This is a genomic window from Streptomyces aculeolatus (assembly GCF_020400605.1).
In the GTDB taxonomy this organism is placed as follows: Bacteria; Actinomycetota; Actinomycetes; order Streptomycetales; family Streptomycetaceae; genus Streptomyces; species Streptomyces aculeolatus.
On the sequence record NZ_JAINRD010000006.1, the window covers coordinates 327929 to 340224 of the forward strand.

The following is a 12296-nucleotide window of genomic DNA, read 5'->3' on the forward strand; positions in this document are numbered from 1 at the left end:
GAGCGTAGTCGGGGGAACCGGATGAGCAGCAACCTTCCGCAGCGCGTGACTCTGCCGGACGGCACCGAGGTGTGGGTCCGGGCGACGCCGCTGGACGAGCGGGTCGCGGCGGGGACGCGGGCGGGGGTGCCGGCGCCCGGAGGCGCCCGCGCGGGTGCCGGGACGGATGCCCGGCCGCGTACCCGGCCGGACGCGGGCCCGCAGTTCGATCCGGACGCCGATCCGGATGTCGGTCCTGACGTGGAACCGGGCGTCGATCCGGACCCGGACGCCGACGACGACCTCGAACCCGTCGCCGACTGGGGCCGGTTGACCTCCCGGCTCGCCGGCCTCACGCCCCTCGTCGGCGGAGTGGCCGCCTCCGTACGGGCGGCGACCGCGGCCGCCGCGCCGCACGAGGTGAGCGTGACGTTCGGCGTCGAGATCTCCGCGGGAACGGGGAAGGCGATCGCGCTGCTGGCCGACGCGAACACCACGGCGCAGCTGTCGGTCACGCTGACCTGGCAGCCCGGTGCGCACGCGGCCGGCCCCTCCGGGGCGGAGTCCCCCGGCGCATCGACCGCCGCACCGACTACTGCGCCCGATACGGCTGCATCTGGTGCATCCGGCACGTCTTCCACGGCGTCTGCACCGGTATGAGGGTTCCCATCGAGAGCAGCGAGGCCGCGGACTACGCGCGTTACCAGCTCTGCAAACTGGCCGCCGCGGCGACGGTCGACATCCGGGCGGCGCCCGGGTCGGGGGACGGGTCGCTGTGGGGCAGCGGGTTCCTCGTCGCGCCGGAGTGGGTGCTGACCTGCGCGCACGTCTTCGTCCACCCCGACGGCTGGCGGCGCGGTACGGCGCCGGGCGAGCTGATCGGCGTGGTCGTGGGCGGGCGTACGGTGCCGGGGCGGGTGGAGTACAGCATGCCGTCGCCGGAGAGCACGGCCGCGCGGATGGGCCGCGATCCGGAGGTGCGGGACGAGACGTTCGCCGAAGCGGTGATGCAGGTGGGGCCGGATCTCGCCCTGGTCCGGCTGCTGCCGGTACGGGGCGAAGCGGCGGGCGCGGCGGAGGGGCCGCCGGGCGAGGCGCGGAACCGGATCCCGCACCCGGCCTACTTCACCGGCCAGCACGGCCCCGCCCGGCCGCCGGCCGGCAGCGAACCCGTCTGGCTCGGCGACCGCTACGACGACTTCCTCGACCAGGCCGTCCTCCTCAGCGCCCACGGGCGCCCCGGCGCCGGGAACGGCGACAGGGCCGAAGCGGCGCTGCTGAGCGCCGAGTTCGCCGGGCGCAACGGGCAGCAGATCCTGCTCGGCACCCCCACCCCGATCCGCAAGGGCGCCTCCGGCGGCCCCGTGCTGCACCTAGGCCGCGGCGAGGTCGTCGGGGTCGTCAAGGCCCGCTACCGCGGCGGCACCGGCGGCGGCACCGCCGTCTCCCTCGACGAGTTGCACGCGCTCTCGCCCGAGCATCTGCTGCCCGGGGCGGAGGGCCTGGGTCCCGAGCCGTACCGCGAGCTGATGCGGCTGCACGACGCCTGGCACCGGCACCGCCACTACGGCATCGACGACGAACGCACCTCCTGGACCGACCTGCAGCGCGCGCTGGGCGGGCCGCGGTACGGGGCCTGGGGTGCGCTCGACCGGCTCAGCGCGCTGTCGCGGCTCGCCGACGTGCCCGCGCCGCGCGACCCGGAGGTGGTGGAGCGGCTGGTGCACGAGGTGCTCGAAATCGAGGGCCGTCCGCTGGGCGCCCGGCGGCTGCGCGACTGGCGCGACGGCCACGGGCTGCTGCACCGGCAGGCCGCACCGGAGAGCGCGCTGCGCGACATGCTGCTCTACCTCAAGCTCGTGGCCCGCGAGGCCGCCGCCGACCTCGACTCCGGCACCGACGCGGGGGCGGCGGCGGGGGCGCGCCGCGCCGTCGAGTCCCTCGACGCCTGGGTCGGCGAGCGGGCGGGCGAGCTGACGCCGCGCCAGCGGCGGGAGATCAACGAGGTGCGGCGCGCGCCGGTGAGCGTCCTCGTCACGTTCGACAAGCTGCCGTTCCTCGACCCGGCCGCGCCGTCCTCCGTGCCCCGCTACAACTGGACGGTGCGGCGCGGCTACGGCAAGGGGGCGTGGGAGCACGTCGCGCTCGACCAGTCGTACGAGGGCGGCTCGTTCGAGGAGGCGGAGGAGCAGGTGCTCCGGGCGCTGGCGCCGCAGTTGCTCGGGGCCGACGCGGAGGCGCAGACGCGGGTGCGGCTGGAGGTGGCGCTGCCGGAGGAGCGGCAGGCGCAGCCCACGTACCTCTGGGAGCTGCCCGCGTCCGGCCGGGCGACCGCGGCCCGCCGGCCGGCCGGCACGGTGCGTCCCGTGGTGCACCGGGACGCGGCCCGCGCCGGGCCCGTGCCGGAGCCGCTGTGGCGCGACCGGTGGCGCCGGACGAGCCGGGCGCCGCGGCAGCGGCTGGTACGGGCGGAGCCGCCGGCCTGGGGCCGCGGCGCGGGCGACGGCGGGGTGCCGGTTTTCTGCCACGCCCTGGGCGGCGGCAGCGGTCGGACGGCGGTCGTGGGGCAGTTGCTCGACGAGGGCACGGCGGTGGCGCTGTGGCGCGCGGGGGGCCACGAGGGCGAGGAGTGCGGCGAGGAGTGCGCGGAGTTCCACGAGAAGCTGGCCGTGCTGCTGATGGACGGTGCAGGAACGGTCGTGCGGGACCTGCCGGAGCGGCTGCACGAGGTACGCCGCGAGGCGCTGGAGACCGGGCACGGGTGTGCCGCGGACCTGATCCTGTTCTACGACGACGCGGACGACGCGATCGGCGCCGGGGGGGCGTGAACGGCGTGCGGGTGGTGGTGAATGGGTGAGTTGGCCGGTGAACGGGTGACCGGCGCGCGGGCGTCCCGGCGCGCCGGATGCGAACGTCGCGCACCATGTGCGCAGTTGGACGAAACCGGCCCGCCACCACGCGGATTGGCCGATTCGGCACCCGGCGTCAGTGCGCCCCGCTAGCCTCTTACCCCCGTGAGGGTTGCCCTCGTCCGTCCCCGGGCAGACAGTGGGGCAAGCCCGCTGCCCGGTCGGCGACAAAGGGGTTACGACGTGAGCGAATGGCTCATCTACCGAGGCACCGGCGCCCCCCACGACGGCATGGAGAGACTGCCGGCACCGCCTCCCTGGCGAGAATTCGACGGTGATCCGCAGGCGCCTCCGCCCGCCGCGCTGGAACCCTCCTCCGAGCGGAGGCTCGGCCAGCGGGGCCGCGAGGCCAGCCACCACCGGCCCAGCACCCGCGAGTGCGAGATGGTCAACGCCGCGCTGTATCTGCGCCGCCCGCTGCTCGTCACCGGACAGGCCGGCAGCGGCAAGAGCACGCTGGCGCATTCGGTCGCGTACGAGCTGAACCTCGGCCGGGTCCTGACCTGGCCGATCGTCAGCCGCAGCACCCTGCGCGACGGTCTGTACGCCTATGACGCCATCGGCCGCCTCCAGGACGCCCAGCTCGAACGCGCCGAGCGGCGGGCCGACGCCGGGGCCGCGGACGCCGCCGAGGAGCCCGGCGGCGGCATCGGGCGCTACGTCCGCCTCGGGCCGCTGGGCACCGCGCTGCTGCCCTCCACCCGCCCGCGCGTGCTGCTCGTCGACGAGCTGGACAAGAGCGACATCGACCTGCCGAACGACCTCCTCCACGTGCTGGAGGCAGGCGAGTTCACGATCCCCGAGCTGGAGCGGATCGCCGACCGCGCCCCGGTCGTCGAGGTGCTCAGCGACGACGGTACGAAAGTGCCCGTGCGGGGCGGCCGGGTGCGCTGCAGCGCGTTCCCGGTCATCGTGCTCACCAGCAACGGCGAGCGCGAGTTCCCGGCCCCGCTGCGCCGCCGCTGTATCGAACTGCAACTGCCCGTGCCGGACCGGGCGCGGCTGACGGGGATGGTGCGGGCGCACTTCCCCGACGGCGACGACGAGCGGTTCGCCGAGCTGATCGACCGATTCCTGGCCGCGGGACCCGGCGACGTACGGGCCGTGGACCAGTTGCTCAACGCCATCGAGCTGACCAGGCAGGCCGACTGGGATCAGACGGACGGCTCCGCCCGGCGTGTGACCGAGGAGCTGATGCGGCCCATCAACAGGCCGCGGTGAGCGCGATGGCGGGCCGCGGGCGAGGGGGTGCGGGCGGGCAGGAGAGGGCCGAGGAGCTGGTAGGCCGCCTCCTGGCGGCCGGTTTGCCCCCGGACGCCCGCGGCCTCGCCGACGTCCTGTGGCTCGCCCAGGAGCTGGCGCGCAGCGCCGAGGCGGCGGCCGGCGCCGATCCGCGCACCGGTGAGACGGGCTCGGCGGCCCGCATGAAATCAGCCACATTTCCCGACGCAGCCGACGCTCCGGACGTCCCCGCCGAGGGCGCCGGGGCCGCGGACGACGCCCGCGCCGACCAGGGCCCGCCGGTGCACACCGTGCCCCAGCGGCAGGTGGGGCTCGCGGCGGGCCCGGGACTGCTGCGGCGCGACCCGGCACCCGACGCCGTGACCCCCGGGTACCAGCCGATCGGCCTCGTCGGCGTGCCGGAGCCGGCCGCGCTGTCCGCCCTGGTGCCGCTGCAGCGCGCGCTGCGCCCCCTGCGGCGCTACGAGCCGCGCGTCGCGGCGGTGACGCCCGGCGAGTTGGACGAGGAGGCGACCGCGGAGCTGAGCGCGCGGGCCGGCCTTGTCCTCCCCGTGCTGCGCACGCCCCGGCGGCGCGCCACGCTCCAACTGCTCATGGACGCCTCGCCCGCCATGGAGGTGTGGAGCCGGCTGCTGGAGGACCTGCGTACGGTCGCCGAGCGCTCCGGCGCGTTCCGCGACGTCACCGTGCACCGCCTGCACCCGCTGCCGGACGGCGGCGTCGGCTGCACGGGCGAGCCGGGCCGGCCCGCGACGCTGGGGGACGCCGGCCAGCTGCACGACCCCGGCGGGCGGCGGCTGACGCTCGTGCTCAGCGACTGCGCGGGCCCGATGTGGCGCGACGGGCGGATGCAGCGCATGCTGCACGGCTGGCTCGGTACCGCCCCCGTCGCCGTTATCCAGCCGCTGCCGCACCGGCGGTGGCGCGAGATGCCGTTCGCCGCGCTGCCCGGGCTGCTCGTCCGGCACCCCGGTCCGTACCCGGCGCTGGACTTCCGCCCCGGCACCCGCGGCGACGTCCCTCCGCCGGGCGCCCGGCCGCTGCCCGTGCTCGCGCCCGAGCCGGCCGCCGTCGGCACCTGGGCCCGGCTGCTGGCCGCCGGCGAGGGCCTGTCGCTGCCCGGCGCCGCCGGCTGGGTGCGCAGCGACCACCCGGCCGCCCCCGCCGCGGCCGCCCGCCCCGCGGACGTGCGCCCCCTCCCGGAGGCCACGCTCGCCGCGTTCGACGCCACGGCCTCGCCGGCGGCCCGGCTGCTGGCCATCCACCTGGCGGCCGTGCCGCTGGTGCTGCCGGTCATCCGGCTCGTGCAGCGCGCGCTGTTCCCCGACACCGGGCCCGCGGAGACCGCCGAGATCCTGCTGAGCGACCTGGTCGTGGCGCGCGAGCCGGCGCGCGCGGGAGCGCGTGAACCCGCGCGCGAACCCGTGGGCGACGACCCGTGGTTCGACTTCCGCCCGGGCGTGCGCGAGCTGCTGCTGCGCCGGCTCAGCCACGGCGAGGCGGCGCTCGTGCTCAAGCACTGCTCGCTGTACATCGAGCGGACCTTCGGGCAGGGCGCGCGCAACTTTCCGGCCGTCGCGGTCGCGTACCTCTCCGGCGAGGACCGTGAGCCGGAGCCCGGCGGCGGCAAGGTCCCCGACCAGTTCGCCCGCGTCTCCGAGAAGGTGCTGCGCGCCTTCCAGCCCGCCTTCCGCGGGCCGGCCGGCGCGGGCGGCGAGGAACTGCTGCGGCAGTACGAGGAGAGCCGGGCCGTCCGCCACCTGCTGGACGCCGTACGGGCCCTGCGCCGCGCCGTCGTCGAGGACGGGGACACCGCGCAGCAGGAACTGCTGGCACGGGCGCTGCTGCTGCACTGGCAGCGGCTGCGCGAGCCGGACGCGCTGGCGGAGGCCGAGCAGTGGGCCCGCAGCGCCCTGGCCGCCGGCGGCTCCGGCGAGCCCGCGGGCGGCGGCGCGCCGGTGGCGGCCGTCGCGGTGCCGCTGCGCGAACGGCTCACGTACGCCGAGGTGATGTGGGAGGTCGCCCGCGAGCGCGTGGTCGACGGCGAGCACGAGCAGGCCGTCGCGGCGCTCCGCACCTCCGCCGCCCAACTGCGCGACAGCCGCGCCCTGGTCACCACGCACGCCGCCCGGCAGGAGCGCGGCGGGCTGCTCGCCGAGGTGCTGCGCCGGCTGCACGCGCTGACCGGCGACGGCGCCGCGCTGGACGAGGCCGAGGAGACGATAGACGAGCTGCTGGCCGGCTGGCCCGACGACGAGCTGGTGCCCGCGCGGCTGTTCCTCGCCCGTGGCCGGGTCACCCTGGGCCGCGCCCAGGCGGAGCACACGGTGGACGAGACCCGGGCGTACGGGCTGCGCGCGGCCGCCGACCTGCGTACCGGCGTCGACCTGCTGCGCATGGAGGGCGGTCCCGAGCTGCGCCGGCAGGAGTGCGAGGCGCTGCTCGACCTGGCGGAGGCCAACACGACCGCCGCCGGCGACACCGGCGCGGGCCGTGCGCTGGCCGCGCTCGACCGGGCCGGGCGGCTGGCCGGCGCCCTCGACGACTACCGGCTGCAGGCGGAGAGCCTGCGCCGCAAGGCGCAGGTGCGCGTCGCGGAGTTCACCCGCGGGGGCGACGGCGAGCTGCTGGTCGAGGCCGACGGCTGGCTGGCGGACGCGCTGTCGCTGCTGCCGCCCGGGACGGCGCTGTACGGCGAGGTGCTCACCGAGCTGGGCGAGCTGCTGCTGCGCCGCGCCCTGCTGGCCCCGGCGGACGCCGGGCTGCGCGGCCGGGCGGTGCCCGTGCTGCGCGAGGTGCTGGCGGAGACGCCGCAGCGCCATCCGGACCTGCCGCGGCGGCAGTTGCTCTTCGGCAGGGCGCTGCGCCTGCGGTACGAGGCGTCCAGCACCCGCACCGACCTGTACGAGGCGGAGTTCGTGCTGGAGGGCGCCGCGCGCGAGGACGACGCGCCCGCGCGGGTGCGCTCCCAGGCGTGGCTGGAGCTGGGCGACGTCCAGCTGCTGCTCGACATAAGGACCGAGTTCCGGCAGCGGCAGGAGCGGGCGGCGGACTGCTACCGGCGCGGGGCGCTCCTGGCGGAGGAGGGCGGCGACCCGGCGGACGCGGCCCGCGCGCACCACCGGCGCGCGCAGATGCTGGAGCCGACGGCGGGGCGCGCGGCGGCGCTCAGGGCGTACCGGGACGCCTGGGAGCAGTGGAGCCGGGCGGAGCAGACGGAGAGCGCGGGCGCGGCGCTGACCCGCGAGCAGATCCGTGCCCTCGAGGCCGACGACTGACCCGGGTCCGTTTCGCTGCACGACTGTTCGGGGAAGGACTCTCACACCCTTCCGGAGGAGAACAGCGTGGAGAACCCCCTGTCGGCGCAGCCGGACGGGACACCGTCAGCCGCGGGCGCGGCCGTCCGTCTGCCCGACTTCAGCGACGTCGACGTGTACGCGGTGGCCACCCGCGGCGAGCCGCCGGTGCTCGCGGGAGCCGTCGCCCACCTGCTCCGCAACTGGCCGTCCGGCAACGACGCCGGGGCCTACTTCGACAACGGCCCCGACGACGACGATTAGGACGCGACCGACGTCACGGCGCACACGACCGGCCGACACCATCTGAAGCCCGCCGACGAAGCCGGGCGGCCGGATCGCGGCAGATTACGTTCATAAACAGTCAGTTGGGCTGCCGCCGCGTTTCACCCGTGTGACTTGTGCGCCATGCATTCAGGGGCGGTGGGTCGTCACCGTCCGGACTCGGGGGGACCGGGGAGCCGCATGGACTACGGAGGCACGGGCGCGGAGCAGGAGGCGCCCTGGCCGGGCCGGCTGCTGGATGTCGACCTGCTGCGCGCCACCGGGGTCCGGGCGGTGCCGTTCCGGCAGTTCATCCTCAAGGTGCACAGCCGCTGCAACCTGTCGTGCACCTACTGCTACGTCTACCACGGCGCCGACAGCGGGTGGCGCCGCCGCCCGGCGCGCATGCCGGAGGCCACCACCCGCCGCGCCGCCGAGCGCATCGCCGAGCACGTACGCGCCCACGGGCTGCGCCGGATCCGCGTCGAACTGCACGGCGGCGAGCCGCTGCTCGCCGGCGCCGCGTCGCTGGTCCGGCAGACCGCGCAGGTACGCGCCGCGCTGCCGGCCGACTGCACCGTCGTCGCCGGCGTCCAGACCAACGGCACACTGCTCACCGAGCCGGCGCTGGAGACGCTCGCCGCCGGCGGCATCCGCGTGGGCCTCAGCGCTGACGGCGGCACCCCGGGGCTGAACCGGCACCGCGTCGACCACGCGGGGCGCCCCGCGTGGCCCGCGCTGGAGCGCGCGGCCCGGCTGCTCAGCCGCCATCCGGCGAGCTACGCCGGCATCCTGTGCACGGTCGACGTGACGGCCCCGCCGGCCGCCGTGCTCGACTCGCTGTGCGCGCTGGGCCCGCCGGTCGTCGACTTCCTGCTGCCGCACGCCAACTGGTCGGCGCCGCCGCCCCCGGTGCCGGGCCGCGGCCCGACCCCGTACGGCGACTGGCTCTGCGAGGTCTTCGACCTGTGGTGGGACTTGCCCCGGCCGTCGCCGCGGGTGCGGCTCTTCACCGAGGTCCTCGGGCTGCTGCTGGGCCGGCCGAGCAGCACGGAGGCCGTGGGCCTCTCGCCCGTCACGGCGGTCGTGGTGGAGAGCGACGGCGCCATCGAGCAGATCGACTCGCTCAAGTCCGTGTACGAAGGCGCGGCGGACACCGGCCTCGACGTCTTCCGCAACTCCTTCGACGAGGCGCTGGACCACCCGGGCATCGCGGCCCGTCAGCTGGGGCTGCGGGCGCTGTCCGCGCAGTGCCGCCGCTGCGCGGTGGTCGAGGTGTGCGGCGGCGGCAACTACGCGCACCGCTTCCGGGCCGGCGAGGGGTTCCGCAACCCCTCCGTGTACTGCGCCGATCTGGAGCGGCTCGTACGGCACGTCGCCGACCGTCTGGAGACGGCGGTGACCGCGCAACGGAAGGTCACGGCAGGGCCGCCGTGCGTGAGCTGACGGGCCGCCAGACGGTGTACTGTGCCCTAGGGCCTGTCGTCAATCTCCCGTCGTTCGCCCGCAGGGCGGGCGGCACGGCGGCCGGTGCGTGCGATCGCAAGGCGGAGGGTCGACCGCATAGTGGGCCTCGGAGGCCCAGGGCGACTCGCCTCGACACTGGAGGGAGACGGTCGAATGGCCGAACCCATCAGCATCAGTTACGCGGGCTTCAACCGCCCCTGGGCGGCTTGGATCGCCCACCAGCTGGAGCTGCTCGGACACCCCACCTCGATGCTGCGCTGGAGCCCCGTGCCGGGCCGGCCGCTGGTCGACGAGCTGTCGGGGTTATTGGAGGCGCCCGACCGGATCCTGCTGGTGCTCGACGACTGGTTCTTCGGCCTCGGTCCGCGTGAGGCGGACGAGTGGAACGAAGCCCTCCGGACGATCATCCCGCAGCACGGGCAGCGGTTCGCCGCCGCCAGCGTGGCCACCGACATGCCGGTCGCCGCGGCGGCGCTCGCGCCCGTCGACCTCCGCGACCTGGGCACCGTCGAAGCCCGGCGCCGCGTCCTGACCCGGCTCGGCATCGACCCGGACACCCCGGTGCGCCCGGACCGCGAGCCGGAGCGGGCCCCGCGGTTCCCCAACGACCCGCCGGTGGTCTTCAACACCCCCCGCCGCAACTACCGGTTCACCGGCCGCGACGACATCCTGGAAGAGCTGCACGGCACGCTGTCCTCCGCGGGCCAGGGCGCCAGGATCGCGCTGTCCGGCATCTCCGGCGTCGGCAAGAGCCAGATCGCCGTCGAGTACACGCACCGGTTCGGCAACGACTACGACGTCGTCTGGTTCGTCAACGCCAGCTACCGGATGACAGCCCGCGAGCAGCTCGCCGACCTCTCCGTACGGCTGAACCTGCCGGTCGGCAGCAACATCGGCGACCGGCTCCGCCGGGTCCGCGAGGCGCTGCGCTCCGGCCGCCCGTACCGCCGCTGGCTGGTGGTCTTCGACAGCGCCGACGAGATGGAGCTGATCGACGACATCATCCCCGAGGGCGAGGGGCACGTGCTCATCACGACCCGCACCCGGGACTGGGCCGTCAGCGGCGGCGCCCGGGAGATCGAGGTCCCGCACTTCTCCCGGGAGGAGAGCGTCGCCTTCGCCCGCCGCCGCGCCCCCCGGCTCTCCGAGGAGGACGCGGACGGGCTGGCCGAGGCGGTGCAGGACCTGCCGCTGGTGCTGAGCCAGACCGCCGCGTGGCTCGACTCCAGCACGATGGCGCCGGCCGAGTACATCGCGCTGCTGCGCGACAAGGAGCCCGGCAAGGTCGGCATCAGCATCGGCTCCGACTACCCGATGGGCTTCCTGACCAGCTGGTCGATAACGCTGAACGGGATGCGGGAGAAGGCCCCGGCGGCGGCCGCGATGCTCAACCTGCTCGCGTGCTTCTCCCCGGACAACATCCCCGTGTCCCGGATCGTCGAGCGCAGCGACCAGCTGCCGCCGTATCTGGCGGAGCTGGCGAACGACCCCATCAGCTGGCACTCCGCCCTGCGCAGGCTGTCGGAGTCCACCGCAGTCACCATCGACTACCTCACCGACCCTTCGCCGGAGACCGAGGTCGAGAAGGTCCATATGCACCGCCTGTACCATCGCTTCCTGCGGAGCGACCTCCCCGAGGACGAGCGGGAGGCCAAGTCGGCGACCGCCTGCCGGATCCTCGCCGCGGCCGACCCCCGCCGTCCCGAGGACACCCGGGAGTGGGGGAGGTACGCCGAGCTGTTGCCGCACCTGGAGCCGGCCGGCGCGATGGAAAGTGCCGACCCGGCAGTGCAGGAGCTGGTCCTGCACTGCATCGACTACCTGCGCCAGCGCGGCGAGTACCGGGCTTCCCTGACGATGTGCGAGCGCACTCTCGCACCTTGGAACATCCGGCTCGACCCCACGCACAGCTCGATGATCACCCTGGTGCACCGGCACGCCGACGCGCTGCGCAACCTCGGCCGCTTCCGCGAGTCCGAGGCCGTCGGCCGCCGGCTGGTGGACGTGCTGAGCCCCGTGCGGGACGCGGAGGACCCCGAACTGCTGATGGCCAGAAACGGCCTGGGAGGGGCGCTGCTGGGCCTTGGCGAGTACCAGGCGGCGCGCGAGATCTTCGACGATGTCAGGCAGAAGTACGCCGACCTCCTCGGCACCGACGACCCACGTACGATGTCGCTGCGAAGCAACATCGCCTTCGCCCTCGCACTGCTCGGCCGGTACCAGGAGGCGATGGAGATCCACCGCGACGTCCTCGTCGACCGGGAGCGGCGGCTGCGTACGCGCCACCACCAGACCATGGCCTCTGGCACCCGCTACGCCTGGATGCTCCGCCTCCTCGGCCGCTACGAGGAGGCCCACTCCCGGCAGCAGCGCAACGCCGCGCTGCTGCGGCAGGTCATGGGTGAGCAGAACCCGCAGACCCTCCGGGCCGAGCACAACCTTGCCCTGTGCCTGCGCCGGCTGGGCCAGCTCACCGAGGCCGACGCCCTCATGGAGTCCGTGGTCCAGCGGTTCACGCAGGTCCAGGGCCCCCGGCACCCCGAGACCCTGATGGTCGAGGCCGACTACGCCACCTTCCTGCGCGAGCACCGCGACCTGCACCGGGCCCGGGAGCTGGCCGAGTCGGTCAACCGGCGGTACGAGGCGATGCTCGGCGAGCAGCACCCGTACACCGCCGGCACCCTCGGCAGCGTCGGGCTCGCCCTGTGGCCCACGGGGGACTGGCAGGAGGCGTCCGAGATCGCGGAGCTGGCGCTGACCCGCATGACCGCCGCCGTCGGGCCCGCGCACCCGTGGACGCTGGGCTGCGCGCTGAACGCGGCCGCCACCCGCAACCGGCTGGAAGCCCTGGACCACGCCGAGGAGCTGAGCCGGCAGACGCTCGACACCGTCAGGGAAGTGCTCGGCCCCCGGCACCCCATGGCGCTGTCGGCGATGATGGCGCTCGCGGACGACCTGCGCTCGCAGCGCCGGTCGCAGGAGGCGAAGAAGGTGGAGCGGGAGGCGATGCAGGTCCTCAGCGACACGCTGGGCGCCGACCACCCGCACACCCTCGCGTCGCGCCGCCGGGAGCGCCCGTACTGGGACTTCGAGCCGCAGCCGACGTAGCGCGCGGCGCGGGGCTCCGGGCCCGTACGCG

The 12296-nt window shown here is 75.4% G+C and carries 7 protein-coding genes; all 7 read left to right on the top strand.

All coding sequences use genetic code 11. The features are described from left to right. Positions 1-21: 21 nt before the first annotated feature. Positions 22-639, top strand: coding sequence for a CU044_2847 family protein (locus tag LG396_RS14185; RefSeq protein ID WP_225795026.1), 618 nt, complete (start codon positions 22-24; stop codon positions 637-639). Beyond that, complete coding sequence (locus LG396_RS14190) at positions 636-2807, top strand: VMAP-C domain-containing protein (protein WP_225795027.1); 2172 nt, start codon at positions 636-638, stop codon at positions 2805-2807. Before LG396_RS14185 ends, LG396_RS14190 begins: the two co-directional genes overlap by 4 nt. Before the next feature lie 264 nt (positions 2808-3071). After that, positions 3072-4109, top strand: a complete 1038-nt coding sequence (locus LG396_RS14195) for an AAA family ATPase (protein WP_225795028.1) — start codon at positions 3072-3074, stop codon at positions 4107-4109. A 5-nt stretch (positions 4110-4114) separates the two neighbouring features. Then, positions 4115-7408 (top strand): SAV_2336 N-terminal domain-related protein, encoded by a 3294-nt coding sequence (locus tag LG396_RS14200; RefSeq protein ID WP_225795071.1) that lies wholly within the window; start codon positions 4115-4117, stop codon positions 7406-7408. A gap of 66 nt (positions 7409-7474) precedes the next feature. After that, complete coding sequence (locus LG396_RS14205) at positions 7475-7690, top strand: hypothetical protein (RefSeq protein ID WP_225795029.1); 216 nt, start codon at positions 7475-7477, stop codon at positions 7688-7690. A 201-nt stretch (positions 7691-7891) separates the two neighbouring features. Next, entirely contained in the window at positions 7892-9136 is a 1245-nt protein-coding gene (locus LG396_RS14210; RefSeq protein ID WP_037751404.1) for an FxsB family cyclophane-forming radical SAM/SPASM peptide maturase, read from the top strand. Between the two features lie 174 nt (positions 9137-9310). After that, the gene (gene fxsT / locus LG396_RS14215; protein WP_225795030.1) at positions 9311-12265 is read left to right on the top strand and encodes an FxSxx-COOH system tetratricopeptide repeat protein; all 2955 of its coding nucleotides are present in this window, start codon (positions 9311-9313) and stop codon (positions 12263-12265) included. Positions 12266-12296: the final 31 nt, after the last annotated feature.

Bases quoted from the DNA above. Each gene is read 5' to 3' on its own strand.
- LG396_RS14190 (WP_225795027.1), top strand. From the start codon at position 636: ATGAGGGTTCCCATCGAGAGCAGCGAGGCCGCGGACTACGCGCGTTAC.
- LG396_RS14200 (WP_225795071.1), top strand. From the start codon at position 4,115: ATGGCGGGCCGCGGGCGAGGGGGTGCGGGCGGGCAGGAGAGGGCCGAG.
- fxsT (WP_225795030.1), top strand. From the start codon at position 9,311: ATGGCCGAACCCATCAGCATCAGTTACGCGGGCTTCAACCGCCCCTGG.
- LG396_RS14185 (WP_225795026.1), top strand. From the start codon at position 22: ATGAGCAGCAACCTTCCGCAGCGCGTGACTCTGCCGGACGGCACCGAG.
- LG396_RS14210 (WP_037751404.1), top strand. From the start codon at position 7,892: ATGGACTACGGAGGCACGGGCGCGGAGCAGGAGGCGCCCTGGCCGGGC.